The organism is Ruegeria sp. AB11 (assembly GCF_056536325.1).
Genome location: NZ_JBQFJO010000001.1, coordinates 219291 through 235985, shown reverse-complemented (window position 1 = coordinate 235985; position 16695 = coordinate 219291). Strand labels below are relative to the sequence as shown.

Sequence of the window (16695 nt, the reverse complement as noted above, 5' to 3'; positions counted from 1 at the left end):
CATGAAAATCGCCTTTCAGATGGACCCGATCGGGGCCGTGGATATCAATGCCGACAGCTCGTTTCGTTTGGCAGAAGAGGCTCAGGCCCGCGGCCACCAGCTTTTTTTCTATGGCCCGGATCAATTGGCGTATCAGGAGGGCAAAGTCACTGCGCGCGGGCACGACATGACAGTGCAAAGGGTCGCTGGCGACCCGGCTGTTCTGGGGCCAGAACGCGAAGTGAATCTAGCTGATTTCGATGTGGTCTGGTTGCGGCAGGACCCTCCGTTCGACATGCACTACATCACTTCGACCCATTTGCTGGACCGTCTCCGGGGGCAGACCTTGGTGGTGAATGACCCGTTTTGGGTGCGAAATTATCCGGAAAAGCTGCTGGTATTGGACTTTCCTGAACTGACACCGCCCACCACAATTGCGCGGGATTTGCAGACCATCAAAGCGTTCAAAGAGAAGCACGGCGATATCATCCTCAAGCCGTTATATGGCAATGGAGGCGCGGGTGTTTTCCGCCTCGATGCGAATGATCGCAACCTGACATCACTGCATGAGTTGTTCACGGGTTTCTCGCGTGAGCCGTTGATCGCACAGAAGTTTTTGCCGGATGTAAGAAACGGCGACAAACGTGTCATCCTCGTGGATGGCGAGCCAGTGGGGGCCATCAACCGCGTTCCAGCCGAGGGTGAAACCCGCTCGAACATGCATGTGGGTGGGCGCCCTGAGAAAATCGGCCTGTCTGACCGCGATATGGAAATCTGCGCTGCAATTGGGCCGTTGTTGAAAGAACGTGGACAGGTCTTTGTCGGAATCGATGTGATTGGCGACTACCTGACCGAGATCAATGTCACGTCACCCACCGGCATTCAGGAGCTTGAGCGATTCAACGGTTTGAATATCGCCGAGAAAATCTGGCAGGCGATTGAGGCCAAGTTTTAAGCCCCTGCCTTTGCGCTGATGCGAAAGCTCAGCGCCTCGGCGACATGGGGGCGGCGCACGTCCGGCTCTCCATCGAGATCGGCGATGGTGCGGGCGACCCGCAGGATACGGTGGAAGGCGCGGGCCGAAAGGCCGAAACGCTCGGCAGCTTTTAAAAGCAACGCCTTGCCTTCGGAATCTGGCGCGGCGATTTCTTCCAATAGGTTGCCTTGAACATCCGCGTTTTGACGGGTCTCGGGGGTGTCGCGAAACCGGTCAGCTTGAGCAGCGCGCGCGGCTTCAACGCGCGCAGCCACAGCGGCTGAACTATCGCCCGACGGTGGCAAATCGAGATCGGTAAAACCTACAGGGGGTACTTCGATACGCAGGTCGAACCGGTCCATTAGTGGCCCTGAGATGCGGCCCAGATAATCCTCGCCACAAGCCGGTGCGCGCGAGCAGGCACGGGACGGATCAGTCAGGTATCCACATTTACAGGGGTTGGCAGCGGCCACCAGCATAAACCTGCATGGGTATTTCACATGGGCGTTGGCGCGGGCGACCATGACTTCGCCGGTCTCAATCGGTTGTCGCAAGGTTTCCAGAACGGTGCGCGGGAATTCGGGGAACTCGTCCATGAAAAGAACGCCGTTATGCGCCAATGAGATTTCACCGGGTTTTGCACCTTTCCCCCCACCGACGATAGCCGCCATCGAGGCGGTGTGATGTGGCTCTCGAAACGGTCGCGCGCGGCTGATGCCGCCTTCGTCCAACAACCCACAAAGCGATTGGATCATCGAAGTTTCCAGTGCTTCGACCGGCGTCAGCGGTGGCAATATTCCTGGCAGGCGCGCCGCCAGCATGGATTTCCCCGAACCGGGTGTCCCGATCATGATCAGGTGATGCCGCCCCGCGGCGGCGATTTCCAAGGCCCGTTTAGCGCGTTCTTGCCCTTTTACGTCTCGCAAATCGCGCGCGCTGGGCGAAAGACTGACCTCGCCCGGTGTCGCGGCGGGCAACGCGGATTGGCCGGTGAAGTGCCGCACCACATCTCCTAATGAGCCAGCACCGATCACTTGCGTGGCATCTACCCAAGCGGCTTCCGAGCTAGAGGCGCTGGGGCAAAGCAAGCTACGATCTTCAGCAGCAGCCGTCATGGCGGCGGGCAACGCTCCGACAACCGGAACAAGCGAGCCGTCCAACGACAATTCTCCCAAAGCGACGGCACCCTCTGCGGCGTCCGCAGGAATGATCTCTAGCGCAGTAAGCAAGGCAACTGCGATAGGCAGGTCGAAATGGCTGCCTTCTTTGGGCAAATCGGCGGGCGACAGGTTGATGGTGATCCGTTTCGAGGGCAGCGCGATGGCCATCGCGCTCAGTGCGCTGCGCACCCGATCCCGCGCCTCAGAGACTGCCTTGTCCGGTAATCCAACGATGGAAAACGCAGGAAGGCCCGGAGAAACGGCGCATTGCACTTCGACCGGGCGGGCATCGATCCCTTGAAAAGCGACGGTGTGGGCGCGGGCGACCATGGCAATCCTGTTTTTTGGTTAACAGGACGTTGCTGCCATGGCTGCGGTTTAGGAATCGTTAACGCCACCGATCATCGCAGTAAATTTTGGCCAAGCACCAGGGTCGGCAACAGTTTTGTTCCGACAAAACGGGTTGCAAAAGCCCCAAACCTTGCCTTCGAGTTCAAGATAATCCCTCACTGGTTTTCCGGAGTAAGGACAGGCGGAGTTAATGGATGGACCGGTACTGACGGTTGCCGCTTTCGAGTTTTCGCCAATCGGCCAGTTATGGGCGGTAAGGTTTTGTGGATAGGGAAAGGGATCATACTCAATGATCATGCCCATGGCACGCCATTGCCGAACGGAAATGTCTGAAAGCAGGTCCATGCAGTAGGTGCGATTGGCCTCAGTCACGGGTAGGTCGTAGCCGATAATCCGTGCTGCAACCGGAGTATAGAAGACATCAGCCAACGAGTACGCACCAAACAGAGGGCCCGACTCGGCACCCGAAATACTCCGAGCATGAGCCCAGAGTGTTTCGATCCGCTGCAGATCCACCAGCGTATCTTTAGAGGGGGTGAAACCTTCCCAGCGATATTTCAACTGCATGGGGCATTGCCCCCGCAGAGCTATGAAACCGGCGACCATCTCAGCACAAAGCCACCGGGCTGTTGCACGAGCTGCCGGCTTTGTTGGCCAAAGTCCGGCGTCAGGGTGATGTTCGGCCAAAGTCTCTGCCATGGCGAGGCTTTCACCGACCACAGTTCCATCGGGTAGCCGCAATGCTGGTACCAGACGTGCTGGTGCCAGTGGCTTCATATCCGCTGCCATCGTCCCGGAGTAGAGGCCAATCATGTGGGTGCGGTAGGGCAGGCCGAATTTTTCGAGCATCAGCCATCCGCGCAAGGACCAGCTTGAAAACAACCGGTCGCCGATAAAGAGGTCATGGGTCATGCGCCAACGATGCAGGGTCGATGCGCGTTCGTAAATCAGTGATTTGTGCGCAGTCCTATCACGGTCGGTGATTGATCCGCCCCACCGACCAGCCAGTTTCGTGGCGTGTAATCTCGGTAACCGAAAGATTGTCGATTCGGTGACTGAACGCCTCTTGCGCATCCACGTCCAAGGCACGTTGGATTTGAGTCAGGATTACGCCGAAATGCGCGACCACTACCAAATCGCGTCCTGAATTGTCGGCAATCAAGGTATCAACTACCGCATCGACGCGCGCGCGGACTTCATTCCAGCTTTCCCCATCTGGGGGTCTGACATCTCCGGGATTGTCCCAGTATGCAAAGCAAAGCTCGGGGTCTTCAGCCTCGATCTCTGCATATGGGCGCAACTCCCATGTGCCAAAATTGATTTCGCGAAGATCGGCATGGTGCGGCAGACGCTGGCGTGTGCCTTGAATTGCACTGGCCGTGTCGGCGGCGCGTGACAAATCCGATGAAATCACGACGGCATTGGAGGGAAGGTGCGTTTCGAGACGGCTGATTGCAGCGTGATCGCTCAAGTCAGCGGGCAGATCGGACCAGCCTACCATGGTTTTGGCATGTGTCGGGCCGTGCCGTACCAAATGTAGCCGGGTCACAGGGGTGGTCCCTTTAGAACCAATGGTAGCCCCGCCGTGACCTGCACCACCCGATCCGCCTGTGCAGCCAGTGCTATGTTCAGGCGCCCCTGTGCCTCGCGGAACCGACGGGACAGGGCATTGTCAGGCACGATGCCGTGGCCGACTTCGTTCGAAACGATAACGATTTGCGCTGCACAGGTTTTCAACGCGTTCAGCAGTTTGGATTGCGCTTCGTGAAGATTGCTCTCCGCGAGCAGGTGGTTGGTCAGCCACATGGTTGCACAGTCGATCAGGCAAATCTGATCCCGCGTCAGCTTTGCGAGTTCTGGCGACAGATCGAATGGTGTTTCAATCGTCGTCCACCCGCTGCCTCGTTGTGCAATATGTTGCCTGATTTTTTGACGCATCTCATCATCAAACACTTGTGATGTTGCGAGGTAAATACGATTTTTACCTGTAGAAACAACAGTTTGTTCCGCAAAAAGGGATTTTCCGGATGCAGCGCCGCCCAAGATAAAGGTTAAATCGGCATGCACTTTTATTACCTTTCTGGTGATCCAACCGGTTTTGCCCTGCGTATCGACCCTGAGTCGGCAAAGCAAGCCCGGCCAATCGCCTGTAAAAAAGGGAGATTTGCATGGCACTTGATAACGCACATGATTTTTCGATGTCCCGGCAGGCAATGAAAGCCGAATTGCTGGACGCAGAGACAGAATTGAAGCTGGCATATGCTTGGCGTGATGAACGCGATGAGAAAGCTCTGCACCGCCTGATCACGGCCTATATGCGGTTGGCAATTTCAATGGCAGCAAAATTTAAGCGATACGGCGCGCCGATGAACGATCTGATTCAAGAGGCGGGACTGGGTTTGATGAAAGCCGCCGACAAGTTTGATCCGGACCGGGGCGTTCGCTTTTCAACCTATGCGGTGTGGTGGATCAAGGCGAGCATTCAGGACTATGTGATGCGTAACTGGTCAATGGTGCGCACAGGTTCGACTTCTTCCCAGAAATCTCTCTTCTTCAATATGCGAAGGGTTCAGGCGCGTCTTGAACGTGAAGCGGCGACCGAAGGCATGGATTTGGATCGCCACCAGTTGCACCAGATGATCGCGGCTGAAATTGGTGTACCGTTGCGTGACGTCGAGATGATGGAAGGGCGGCTCGCCGGGTCCGATTTCTCACTGAATGCGATTCAGTCGACAGATGAAGATGGGCGCGAGTGGATAGATGCGTTGGAAGATGACAGTGAACAAGCCGCCGAAGTGGTCGAGAACATTCATGATAGGCAGCAATTGCGCGAATGGTTGGTTACAGCCATGCAGTCTTTGAACGAGCGTGAAAGATTCATTGTGCGAGAACGAAAGTTGCGCGAACCCGCTCGGACTTTGGAAAGCCTCGGTCAGGAGCTTGGTCTGTCGAAAGAACGTGTGCGTCAGCTCGAGGCAGCGGCCTTCATAAAAATGCGCAAGAACCTTGAAGCTCAATCGCGCGAGGTGCAACACTTCTTCGCATGAAAGCACTTGCGATTCTTATAGCTTTTGTGTTGCTCGCCGCACTACCTCAGCCGAGCAACGCCGATGAACTTATACCTCAGGATGTATTGGACGATATGCAAGCGGCGGATGTCGTTATTCTGGGTGAAATACATGACAACCCGCGGCATCATCTCGTGCAGGCCGAAGCGGTTGCAGCAATTGCGCCATCTGCGGTTGTCTGGGAAATGGTGACCGAAGAAGGCGCACAGCGACTGGCGCAGAAAGCGGCGAGTAATCCTGAAGAGCTGTCGAGAATTCTGCGCTGGGCAGAATCCGGCTGGCCTCCACTCAGCATGTATTATCCCGTTTTTCAGGCGGCGAATGTACCGGTTTACGGTGCGATGGTGCCTCGAACTGCCGCGCGTGCAGCTATGGAGCGCGGAGCAGCGACCACTTTAGGGGCGGACGCGGCCAGATATGGGCTGACAGTGGCCTTGCCTGACGATGATCAGGCCGCGCGTGAGGCGGATCAGCTTGCGGCCCATTGCGATGCTTTGCCTGCCGAGGTCCTGCCGCAGATGGTTGCAATTCAGCGCTTGCGGGATGCGGTGCTCACGCGCGCCATATTACGGGCCGCAGATGAAACTGGCGGGCCGATTGCAGTGATCACGGGCAACGGCCATGCACGCAAAGATCGCGGGATACCAACTTTTTTGACGCGTTTGCGGCCCGGACTGAAAGTCTTTGTGCTCGGGCAATCTGAGGATGGGCTTATCGACGGAGACTTCGACGCCGTGGTTGATAGCCCTGCTGCAGAACGTGAAGATCCCTGCAAGGCCTTCGAAGCACAGAATTAACCGCTGGAACTGACCGGCGGCGTTGCCTAATGTCAGGGCCGACCGGGACGGGAAGGGCAAAGCATGCTTTCATCCAAACGCATTCTGCTGATTATTGGTGGTGGGATCGCCGCCTATAAATCGCTGGATCTGATCCGGCGGCTGCGTGAACGCGGTGCCGCAGTGACGCCTGTATTAACGCGCGCCGCGGAGGAGTTCGTGACTCCCTTGTCCGTATCCGCATTGGCCGGTGAGAAGGTTTACAGGGACCTTTTTGATCTGACCGACGAAGCCGAGATGGGTCATATCCAACTGTCGCGTTCGGCAGATCTGATCGTGGTTGCGCCCGCGACCGCTGATCTGATGGGCAAGATGGCAGGTGGTTTGGCGAATGATTTGGCCTCAACGCTGTTGATGGCAACCGATACACCCGTTCTGTGTGCACCCGCGATGAATGTTCGCATGTGGGAGCATCCAGCGGCCCAACGCAACCTCGCGCAACTTGAAGCCGATGGGGTGCGATTTGTCGGCCCGAACGAGGGTGACATGGCCTGCGGAGAATATGGCCCGGGCCGCATGTCGGAACCGCTGGAGATCGTTGCTTCGATTGAGGCGCAATTTTCGGCCGGCCCATTGACCGGTAAGCGTATTTTGGTGACTTCGGGCCCGACACATGAACCGATTGATCCTGTGCGTTACATCGCAAATCGCTCGTCAGGTGCACAGGGCACGGCTGTGGCGCGTGCACTGGCAGCGCTGGGGGCCGAGGTTATTTTTGTTACAGGTCCGGCTGACGTTTCGCCACCTGAAAGGGTGAATGTTGTACGGGTTGAGACGGCGCAGCAGATGTCAGATGCGGTGGACGCTGCGCTTCCTGTTGATGCTGGTGTATTCGCAGCCGCTGTGGCCGATTGGCGGGTATCCAGCGCCTCGGACAAGAAGCTAAAGAAAAGTCGCGATGGCCTGCCTGCACTTGAGTTCGCCGAGAACCCTGACATCCTGAAGCGCATTGCTCATATGGAAGATGGCCGACCCCTGTTGGTGGTGGGTTTTGCGGCTGAGACGGACAATGTGATCGAACATGCCACTGCAAAACGCGCCCGTAAGGGCTGTGACTGGATTGTTGCGAATGATGTCAGTCCCGCGACGGGCATCATGGGCGGGTCCGAAAATGCCGTGATCGTGATTTCGGAAGAGGGTGCCGAAGAATGGCCGCGCATGGGTAAAGACGAAGTGGCAAAGCGGTTGGCGGTTAAGATCGCTGGAGCGCTGACCAAATAGTAGTCGTTGAAATCTGAGGTGCAGTGATGGTGGCAATTCGTGTGATCCGAGAGGAAGGGGCTGATCATTCGGTGCCGTTACCCTCTTATGAAACGTCTGGTGCGGCTGGTGCGGATGTACGGGCCAACTTGCCAAATGGTACGCCAATAATATTAGCTCCAGGTGAGCGCACCCTTGTGCCAACGGGCCTTAGGATCGAGATCCCGCTTGGTTTCGAAGTTCAGGTGAGGCCCCGCTCGGGCCTTGCGCTTAAACACGGGATCACCTTGCCGAATACCCCGGGTACGATCGACAGCGATTATCGCGGCCCGTTGGGGGTGATTGTGCTGAATGCGGGGCAGGAGCCTTTCGAAATCACCCATGGCGAACGTGTTGCACAACTGATTGTCGCGCCTGTGGTACAGGCCATTTTTCAGGACGTTGAGGTTCTGAGTGAGACCGACCGTGGCGCAGGCGGTTTCGGCTCGACCGGGCGGGGCTGATGCTTCTGGTTCTGATCCTGGCTGCCGCGCTATGGGGCGTTGGATATATCGCCGGTGTTTCGCGCGCCGCGCGTCTGGTTTCTGTTGGCGCTCTGCTAACGGGGGTGATCATTGCTCAACTTGTGCTGCCGGAGGGAAATCCGTTGCGTGAGGCGACTGGCGGGTCTGCAGCGATGTGGCTGATCCTCTCTGGCGTGGTTCTGCTAGCTCTGCTTTATGGGCGGGGCATCAAGGCGTTACGTAGTCGCGCTGCGCCCAGCCCAATGTCGGAACCTGCCATGCCATCCGATCAGTTCAGCGAAACCGAACTTGAACGCTATGCCCGCCATATCGTTCTGCGCGAACTTGGCGGACCGGGTCAAAAGCGGATGAAACAGGCGCGCGTGCTGGTGATCGGGGCCGGGGGCCTCGGCGCACCCGCTTTGCAATATCTCGCTGCCGCCGGAGTTGGCACCATTGGTGTGATCGATGATGACGCGGTTGAGAATGCGAACCTGCAGCGGCAGGTGATCCACCGCGATGCGGATATCGGGATGCCCAAGGTATTTTCAGCCCAGCATGCCATGGTGGCGCAGAACCCCAATGCCGTGGTTCTGCCCTATCATCGCCGCCTGACTGAAGAGATTGCTGCTGAACTGTTCGCTGATTTTGATCTGATCCTTGATGGTACAGACAATTTCGACACCCGCTATCTGGCCAACCGGACGGCTGTGGCGCTGGGCAAGCCGTTGATCTCGGGAGCGTTGTCGCAATGGGAAGGGCAACTGAGCGTGTTCGACCCAGCCACTTCCGGCCCGTGCTATCAGTGTATATTTCCCGAAGCCCCGGCCCCTGGTCTGGCACCCTCTTGTGCCGAGGCAGGCGTAATCGGGCCGTTGCCCGGTGTTGTCGGCTCGATGATGGCGGTTGAGGCGATCAAGGTGATCACCGGTGCCGGGCAGGCGTTGCGGGGTGAGATGTTAATCTACGACGCGCTTTACGGCGAAAGCCGCAAGATCACCTTGGCGCACCGCGCAGATTGTCCGATTTGCGGGTCAGGAGCTCAAAGTGCAGACTAGCTCTGGATCATTGCGTCGGGCGGTCTTAGCTATGAGGTCAAAGGAGACCTCAATGACCAACCCGATCCTGTCCGACTGGAATACGCCCTTCGAAATTGCCCCATTTGCGACGATCTCGGATGATGATTTCACTCCTGCGCTGGAGCAGGCGATGCAAGCGCATGATGCTGAGATCGATACGATTGCGGCAAATCCGGACACGCCCACTTTCGCCAATACGATTGAAGCACTTGAAGCCGCCGGTGAGCAGATGGACAAAGTCTTGTCGGTGTTCTTCACCGTCGCAGGCGCTGACAGCAACCCCAAGCGCGAGGAACTCCAACGCGCGTTTTCACCGAAACTCGCCGCACATTACTCACGCATTTCTTCGAACAAATCCCTATTTCAGCGGGTGGCTGATCTGTGGGATCGGCGCGACGAATTGGGTCTGACCGACGAACAGGCGCGCGTTCTGATGTTATCCCATCGAGGATTCGTGCGGGCTGGGGCCGCGTTGACCGGAGATGACGATGCGAGGATGCAAGAGCTCAAGGCCCGTCTGGCCTCATTGGGCACGTCTTTCACGCAGAATCTGTTGGCAGATGAGCGGGATTGGTTCATGGAACTCGCCGAAGAAGATCTGCAGGGATTGCCCGGTTTTGTCGTCGATACAGCCCGGGCAGCCGGACAGGAAAAGGGCGCGGATGGGCCGGTGGTGACGCTGTCGCGATCGCTGATTGTGCCGTTTCTGCAGTTTTCACCTCGCCGGGATCTAAGAGAAAAAGCCTATCGTGCGTGGACGGCGCGTGGCGCAAATGGCGGTGAGACTGACAATCGCGAGATTGCTGCCGAAATCCTGAAACTGCGTGAAGAACGCGCCAAGCTGCTCGGCTATGACAGCTTTGCCGAATACAAGCTGGAAACTGAGATGGCACGGACACCTGATCGGGTGCGCGACCTTCTCATGCAGGTCTGGGAACCTGCGAAAAAGCGAGCAGATGCAGACGCCGATGAGTTGACACAAATGATGCAAGAGGACGGCATCAACGGCCCATTGGAAGCCTGGGACTGGCGTTACTATGCCGAGAAACGGCGCAAAGCCGAACATGATCTGGATGAGGCGGCGCTAAAGCCCTATCTGCAACTGGATCGGATGATTGAGGCCTCGTTTGCCTGCGCCAATCGGCTGTTCGGGCTGGAATTTGCTCCGTTGGATGTGCCTCTCTACCATCCTGATTGTCGTGCGTGGGAGGTAACCCGGAAAGGCCAACATGTTGCGGTCTTCATCGGAGACTATTTTGCACGTGGATCGAAACGATCAGGCGCATGGTGCAGCGCAATGCGGGGGCAGGCAAAGTTTCCGAATGTACAGACGCCTGTCGTTATCAATGTGTGCAACTTCGCCAAGGGTGACCCGGCGCTGCTGTCTTATGACGATGCGCGAACACTGTTCCACGAATTCGGCCACGCCCTGCACCAGATGTTGTCCAATGTGACCTATGAAAGCATTTCTGGCACCTCAGTGGCGCGTGATTTTGTCGAGCTGCCCAGCCAACTTTACGAACACTGGCTGGAAGTGCCGGAGGTATTGGCCGAGTTTGCCACGCACGCGGATACCGGTGAGCCGATGCCGCAGGAAATGCTGGAAAAAGTTCTGAAAGCGGCCAATTTCGATCAGGGCTTTCAGACGGTGGAATATGTTGCCTCGGCGCTGGTTGATCTGGCGTTCCACGATGGGGCAGCGCCCGCTGATCCGATGGACAAACAGGCTGAGGTTCTTGCGGAAATTGGGATGCCTTCTGCTATTGGCATTCGCCATGCCACCCCGCATTTCGCCCACGTCTTCGCGGGCGACGGCTATAGCTCGGGCTATTACAGCTATATGTGGTCCGAGGTTATGGACGCGGATGCCTTCGCCGCCTTCGAAGAAGCAGGCGGGGCGTTCGATCCGGAACGCGCCAAATCGTTGGAAGACAATATCCTTTCTACGGGTGGATCACGCGAGGCTGAAGATCTCTATCTGGCCTTCCGTGGCCGCCTGCCCGGCGTCGAAGCCTTGCTTAAGGGTCGCGGTTTGATTGCTGCCTAGTAACCGAGGTCTCTATCGACGAGGTGCAGGAAGGGCTCTCCTGCCTCACCTCGTCGGATGTTTTCGCATATCACCTGTGCTGCTGTGAAGGGGCGCGTCTCCGAGGCAATGTGCGGTGTGACAGTTACATTAGGATGCACCCAGTACGGATGGTTGACCGGGAGCGGTTCGATCCGGAATACATCCAGTGTGGCATGTCCGATCTGTCCCGAATTCAGCGCATGCAGCAAGGCGTCGTCATCAATCAAAGGCCCTCGCCCAGGATTGATGATCTGTGCGCCTTTGGGAAGCAGGGCGAGCGTGTCCGCATTTAAGGTGTTTTCGGTGGCAGGTGTATCGGGCAACAGGAGCACAACGATTTCTGCCTGCGACAGCGCTTCTCGCAACCCATCCTGCCCGTGCAGGCAGTTGATGCCGACGATATTCTTTGCGGTACGGCTCCAGCCGATGACATGAAAATTCAATGCGGCCAGAGCGAGGGCCGCGGCCTCACCCAATGAACCCAATCCCAAAATGCAGACCGTGCGCTGAGAGGCCAGGGGCGGAGTATCCGGTGTCCACGTGCCATCCTGCTGCGTGATGTGACGGTCCATGCCAAGGTGATAGCGCAGTACGTGCCCAACCACCCATTCGGTCATGCCCTGCGTCAATCCACCATCGACCATCCGCGCCAGCGGAACTGTGAGGGTTTCATTGCCCGAGATCTTCTCAACCCCTGCCCAGAGGCTCAGCACCGCTTTGAGCTGCGAGAAGGGAGTGAAATCCTGTACCCCTCCGTTCGGGGCATAGACGATGTAGTCAACCTGATCTGCTGGGATGTCTTTGGCTAAGTGAAAATCCAGCCCCGCGTCGGTCAGGTATTGGCGCATCAGAGGCTCATACTCTGGCCACAACTCAGGGCGCGCGGAAAACAGGATATTCACGGGCATGGGGAACCTTTCAGCGGGGGCGGTGGATATGAGCGCTTTGGACAATGCCAAAGGCGGCCATCAGGACCAGCATGGCAGAACCGCCATAACTGACCATTGGCAGAGGCACGCCAACAACCGGGGCAAGCCCCATCACCATCGACATGTTGACGGCGAAGAACAGGAAGAAGTTTAGCGCAATGCCCAGCGTTACCAGCGACGAGAACCGATCCTTGGTCGACAGGGCAGTGACCATACAGAAGATCAGGATCAGGCCATATAGGATCAGCAGGGTTATGCCACCGACAAAGCCGAACTCTTCCGCCAGAGTGGTGAAGATGAAGTCGGTGTGTTTTTCGGGTAGAAAATTAAGGCGTGACTGCGTGCCCTGCATAAAGCCGCGCCCGTTCCAGCCGCCTGACCCAAGCGCGATCTTCGACTGCGTGATGTGGTATCCCGCCCCGAGCGGGTCGGTGGAAGGATCGAGGAAGGTGTCGATTCGTCGGAACTGGTAGTCTTTGAGCAGTTGCCATTCCGTCCCACGGCTGTTGAACACCGTGGCAATCAGTCCAACCCCCGCCGCGATGACGGCGGCGAAATAGGCCCAATGGACACCGGCCAGAAACATAAGACCTCCGCCAGCGGCAAGCAGCAGGATTGATGTGCCTAGATCGGGTTGTTTCAGAACCATAAATGTCGGAATCAGGATCAGAAGGACCGGGAAAATCACCCACAACGGTCGCGAGGTTTTATGGGCAGGCAGCCAATCGTAATAGGCAGCGAGGACCATCACCAACGCGACTTTCATGACCTCGGAAGGCTGGAGCCGCATGAACCCCAGATCAATCCAGCGCTGCGCGCCCATGCCGATGGTACCGAACAGTTCCACCACAATCAGCAATCCTATGGATCCCAGATAGGCTACGACCGACATATTGCGCCAGAACCAGATAGGAACGATGGCGACGATGAACATTGCCGCCAGCCCAAGGCCGAAACGCTCCATCTGAGGTTCGGCCCATGGCATCCAAGACCCGCCCGCCACCGAATACAGCATCAAGAACCCGGCGCTGGCGACGCTGATCAAAAGCAGCGTCAGCGGCCAGTTCATATAGAGGAACTTGCGGAAGCCCGAAGGCGTGGATTTGACGGCATATTCAAGATAGCTCATGCGCGGTCCTTTTCATCAGGACGCGCTTTGGGGCGGCGATCCCCCTCAAGTCGCTTTTGTTGTTCCTTGATACGCTCGCGGTCACCAGCCGGGTAGGCTTCGAGCGGTGGAGTGCCGTTGTAAAGTGCCTGTAGCATGATGTCGCGCGCCACCGGTGCGGCTGCTTTGGAGCCACCGCCGCCATGTTCCACCACCACGGCCACTGCGTATTTCGGATTGTCGTAGGGCGCGAAGCTTACGAACAGCGCGTGGTCCCGACGCTCCCACGGCAGGTCTTCGTTGCGGATTACCCCTGCGGCGCGCTCGGCTTTGGTGATGTTGCGCACCTGACTCGTACCCGTCTTACCGGCCATGCGGAACTCATCAGCGATGATCCGACTGCGGTATGCCGTGCCGCGCCGATTATTCGAGACCGAGAACATTGCCTTGCGCACTTGCTCAAGATTGTTGCGATTAACGCCCAGCGGTTCGCCTGCTCCCGAGGGCTGCTCGATCCCGTCAACCGAGCGCACCAGCCGTGGTTTTACCGCACGACCGGTCGCCAGTCGTGCAGTCATGACTGCCAGTTGGAGTGGTGATGCGAGCATGAAACCCTGACCGATCGAGGCATTCGCGGTGTCACCCACCAGCCAGTCCTGCCCGTGGATGCGTTGCTTCCATTCCTGATTAGGGGCAAGCCCCGCAGCTACCGCAGACATCGGGATGTCATGTTTGATACCCAACCCGAAAGTGTTTGCCATCTCGGAAATCTTGTCGATCCCAACGCGGATTGCCACGTCATAGTAGAATACATCGCAGCTACGCTTCAGCGATGTTTCAAGGTCAACTGACCCGTGCCCTCCGCGTTTCCAGCAGTGGAAGCGGCGGCTGCCGACTTTCATGTGACCGGGGCAGTACACCGTGTTGGAGGGGCTGATTACTCCGGCCTCAAGCGCGGCCATGGCAGTGATCATCTTGAAGGTTGATCCCGGTGGATAGGTGCCCTGTACCGTTTTGTTGGCCAGCGGACGGTATTTGTCATTCGTCAAAGTACGATAGTCGGCCACTGAAATGCCGCGCACGAACAAGTTCGGATCAAAACTCGGGGCCGAGCTGATGGCGCGGATGTCGCCAGTTTCGCAGTCCATCACGACGGCTGCAGCACTTTCGCCAGCCAGACGGGCCTGAGCATACTGCTGAAGATCGGCATCAACAGATAGTTGCAGATCGGCACCGGCAAGACCCTCTTGCCGGTCCAGTTCACGCATGACGCGGCCTGTGGCATTGACCTCGACCCGTTTTGCGCCTGCCTTGCCGCGCAAGCTGATTTCTTGCTTGGCTTCTAAACCAACCTTGCCAATCTGGAACCGTGGGATACGCAGAACCGGTTCGGGGTCTTCGATTTGGCTCAGGTCATAATCGCTGACCGGGCCCACATAACCGACGACATGGGCGAAATCCTCATAGCGCGGGTACTGGCGCGTAGAGCCTACCTCGGGAGTGACACCAGGCAAGGCCGGAGCGTTGACGGCAACTTTTGAGATATCCTCCCACGTTACTTGGTCAGCCAATGTAACTGGCAAGAACGGGGCAGAGCGACGCATTTCCGTCTTGGCACGTTCAATTTCATCTACGGTCAGCGGGATCAGTTCCGAGAGTTTGGAAATGACTTTGTCGATGTCGCCCGCATCCTCACGCACGATGACGATGCGATAAGACGGTGAGTTTTGCCCAATGATCTGCCCGTTTCGATCGTAGATCCGGCCCCGGGTTGGTGGGATCAGGCGAATATTGATACGGTTTTCTTCGGCCAGCAAGCGATACTCATCCGCCTGATCAACCTGCATGAACCGCATTCGGGCAGCGAGGCCACCAACAAAGGCCGCTTGCAATCCACCTAAAATCAAAGCGCGGCGCGGTAGCCGCTTGTAAGCCAGACCCTGAGGTTTTGGTTTTCTCTGTTTCATGACCGCACTCGGGGCATTGTGCTGTCCGCGACCGATTTTCGTCGCACACCAATGGCACTTTGGCTCATCAGGACCATCAAGGGATAGATTGCGATTGTCAGTACCACTTGCACTACCACTGGCCCCAATGACGCCTGTTGCACTGACAGGATAGCAAGAAGGAGGCGGTTAAGTACAAAAACAACTGTGATTACGGCTCCGACAGTCGTCCATTCGCCTATAAATCCCAAATCTTTCATACCAACGGAGGCGGAATGGAGATAGGCGGCCCCTAATACCACCAATGCAGCCAGCAGACCGGGCGGGCGCTGTAACAACAAATCAGCCATGAACATGACGACGGCAATCGTCAGGATTGGAACGTATTCGGGTCGCCGCAATACCCACGCATAGGTAAGCGCGATCATGATATCCGGAAACGGTAACCGATCAGGTTTGGTGTCCAGCGGCAACAAGTGCAGGAACATCACTATAATCGCCAAGGCGACATACAAGCTGCGTTTAGCCCAAAGTGAGGAGACAGACTTATCCATCGTTGACCCCTTGTGTGGTCAAAGCTGCCTCGGGCTGGCGCGGACCGACTATGTCTCCTGAATCGCTAATTGGTGGTGCGGACTGATAGCGTAGAACACGCAAGAATTCGAGACGCTCGAAATCGGCGGAAAGCCGTACGCGTAACCTACCGCCCGGATCAACGCTGATCTGCCCAATCAACAGGCCGCCGGGGAATACTCCCCCATCGCCGGATGTCACAACACGGTCGCCGGGTCGAACCAGTTCCCGGTTTTCGAGAAATTCGACAGCGGGTGCAGAGGTATTATCACCGGTAATCAATGCAGTCTGACCCGATGGTTGTATGGTGGCGGGGATTGCGCTTGAGGCGTCGGTCAACAGGATCACGCGCGAAGTATCGGACCCAACACCCGAGATGCGCCCGACCACGCCAATCCCGTCCATCGTAGCCCAGCCATCCACGATACCATCTCGCTCGCCGACATTCAGCAGAACTGATTGCCGGAAGGGTGATCCGCTATCAGCCATTACGACGCCGGTAACGTAGGTCAGTCGCGGATCGAGGCGTACATTGTTCAAATCCAGCAGGCGGGCGTTTTCCTGCTCCAGCTGTAATGCGGCCTCTTTCCAGGCGCGCATCAGGCGTAATTCGCTGCGTAGTTCCTGGTTTTGTTCGCTAAGGCGCTGGTAGCTTTGGAAATCACGCGACAGGTTGATCAACGCGGTAACCGGCACCATCGCCCACTCCATCGAAGGTACAACAGTGTCTACCACCTGAGCACGGAAACGTTCGACACGCGGGCTGTCGATGCGCCAGACCAAGAAGATACCGAGCAGGCATAAAACAACGATCCCCACAAGCAATCGGCGCAGGGGGGTCGTGTATTCGTCGCGCTGTGATCGGTCCTTTGCCACAGGTTACCTTCCCGTGCTGCTCGTGCCCGAGTTTTCGCACCCT

The 16695-nt window shown here is 57.2% G+C and carries 16 protein-coding genes; 7 read left to right on the top strand and 9 right to left on the bottom strand.

The features are described 5' to 3' along the window. The first annotated feature begins 1 nt into the window (after position 1). Positions 2 to 934 carry a glutathione synthase gene (gene gshB / locus ACR3EJ_RS01235; RefSeq protein WP_170544512.1) on the top strand — a complete coding sequence of 311 codons (933 nt, stop codon included), beginning with the start codon at positions 2 to 4 and terminating at the stop codon, positions 932 to 934. Here gshB and ACR3EJ_RS01230 read toward each other — a convergent pair. The 4 genes from ACR3EJ_RS01230 to cobU are packed head-to-tail and all read right to left on the bottom strand — an operon-like array spanning position 931 to position 4533. Next, the gene (locus ACR3EJ_RS01230) at positions 931 to 2445 is read right to left on the bottom strand and encodes a YifB family Mg chelatase-like AAA ATPase (protein ID WP_170544509.1); all 1515 of its coding nucleotides are present in this window, start codon (positions 2443 to 2445) and stop codon (positions 931 to 933) included. The two genes, gshB and ACR3EJ_RS01230, sit on opposite strands and share 4 nt — an antisense overlap. A gap of 48 nt (positions 2446 to 2493) precedes the next feature. Next, a complete protein-coding gene (locus tag ACR3EJ_RS01225; RefSeq protein ID WP_170544506.1) occupies positions 2494 to 3378 on the bottom strand; it encodes a glutathione S-transferase in 885 nt (294 codons plus the stop codon). Between the two features lie 58 nt (positions 3379 to 3436). Beyond that, complete coding sequence (locus tag ACR3EJ_RS01220) at positions 3437 to 4015, bottom strand: histidine phosphatase family protein (RefSeq protein ID WP_170544504.1); 579 nt, start codon at positions 4013 to 4015, stop codon at positions 3437 to 3439. Continuing rightward, positions 4012 to 4533, bottom strand: a complete 522-nt coding sequence (gene cobU, locus ACR3EJ_RS01215) for a bifunctional adenosylcobinamide kinase/adenosylcobinamide-phosphate guanylyltransferase (RefSeq protein ID WP_170544501.1) — start codon at positions 4531 to 4533, stop codon at positions 4012 to 4014. The genes ACR3EJ_RS01220 and cobU overlap by 4 nt, the downstream gene beginning before the upstream one ends. Before the next feature lie 101 nt (positions 4534 to 4634). Between cobU and ACR3EJ_RS01210 the strand changes: the two genes are divergently transcribed. The 6 genes from ACR3EJ_RS01210 to ACR3EJ_RS01185 all read left to right on the top strand — a co-directional run bounded on the left by ACR3EJ_RS01210 (position 4635) and on the right by ACR3EJ_RS01185 (position 11199). After that, positions 4635 to 5513: an RNA polymerase factor sigma-32 gene (locus tag ACR3EJ_RS01210; protein ID WP_170544497.1), complete on the top strand. Its 879-nt coding sequence runs from the start codon at positions 4635 to 4637 to the stop codon at positions 5511 to 5513. Further along, complete coding sequence (locus ACR3EJ_RS01205; RefSeq protein ID WP_170544494.1) at positions 5510 to 6331, top strand: ChaN family lipoprotein; 822 nt, start codon at positions 5510 to 5512, stop codon at positions 6329 to 6331. The genes ACR3EJ_RS01210 and ACR3EJ_RS01205 overlap by 4 nt, the downstream gene beginning before the upstream one ends. Positions 6332 to 6394: 63 nt before the next feature. Next, positions 6395 to 7591: a bifunctional phosphopantothenoylcysteine decarboxylase/phosphopantothenate--cysteine ligase CoaBC gene (gene coaBC, locus ACR3EJ_RS01200; RefSeq protein ID WP_170544492.1), complete on the top strand. Its 1197-nt coding sequence runs from the start codon at positions 6395 to 6397 to the stop codon at positions 7589 to 7591. A gap of 26 nt (positions 7592 to 7617) precedes the next feature. Next, on the top strand, positions 7618 to 8073 hold the full coding sequence (dut, locus tag ACR3EJ_RS01195) for a dUTP diphosphatase (RefSeq protein ID WP_170544489.1): 456 nt from the start codon (positions 7618 to 7620) through the stop codon (positions 8071 to 8073). Then, on the top strand, positions 8073 to 9131 hold the full coding sequence (locus ACR3EJ_RS01190) for a molybdopterin-synthase adenylyltransferase MoeB (RefSeq protein ID WP_170544486.1): 1059 nt from the start codon (positions 8073 to 8075) through the stop codon (positions 9129 to 9131). The genes dut and ACR3EJ_RS01190 overlap by 1 nt, the downstream gene beginning before the upstream one ends. Positions 9132 to 9183: 52 nt before the next feature. Next, positions 9184 to 11199 (top strand): M3 family metallopeptidase, encoded by a 2016-nt coding sequence (locus tag ACR3EJ_RS01185; protein WP_170544484.1) that lies wholly within the window; start codon positions 9184 to 9186, stop codon positions 11197 to 11199. Here ACR3EJ_RS01185 and ACR3EJ_RS01180 read toward each other — a convergent pair. From ACR3EJ_RS01180 to mreC, 5 genes are read right to left on the bottom strand one after another with little or no spacing between them, the layout of a single operon-like run. After that, the gene (locus ACR3EJ_RS01180) at positions 11196 to 12128 is read right to left on the bottom strand and encodes a 2-hydroxyacid dehydrogenase (RefSeq protein WP_170544481.1); all 933 of its coding nucleotides are present in this window, start codon (positions 12126 to 12128) and stop codon (positions 11196 to 11198) included. The two genes, ACR3EJ_RS01185 and ACR3EJ_RS01180, sit on opposite strands and share 4 nt — an antisense overlap. A 10-nt stretch (positions 12129 to 12138) precedes the next feature. Next, positions 12139 to 13278 carry a rod shape-determining protein RodA gene (gene rodA / locus ACR3EJ_RS01175; protein ID WP_010442884.1) on the bottom strand — a complete coding sequence of 380 codons (1140 nt, stop codon included), beginning with the start codon at positions 13276 to 13278 and terminating at the stop codon, positions 12139 to 12141. Next, positions 13275 to 15224, bottom strand: coding sequence for a penicillin-binding protein 2 (gene mrdA / locus ACR3EJ_RS01170; RefSeq protein WP_170544478.1), 1950 nt, complete (start codon positions 15222 to 15224; stop codon positions 13275 to 13277). The genes rodA and mrdA overlap by 4 nt, the downstream gene beginning before the upstream one ends. Further along, on the bottom strand, positions 15221 to 15757 hold the full coding sequence (locus ACR3EJ_RS01165; protein ID WP_170544475.1) for a rod shape-determining protein MreD: 537 nt from the start codon (positions 15755 to 15757) through the stop codon (positions 15221 to 15223). Before ACR3EJ_RS01165 ends, mrdA begins: the two co-directional genes overlap by 4 nt. Then, on the bottom strand, positions 15750 to 16652 hold the full coding sequence (gene mreC / locus ACR3EJ_RS01160; protein WP_010442887.1) for a rod shape-determining protein MreC: 903 nt from the start codon (positions 16650 to 16652) through the stop codon (positions 15750 to 15752). The genes ACR3EJ_RS01165 and mreC overlap by 8 nt, the downstream gene beginning before the upstream one ends. Positions 16653 to 16695: the final 43 nt, after the last annotated feature.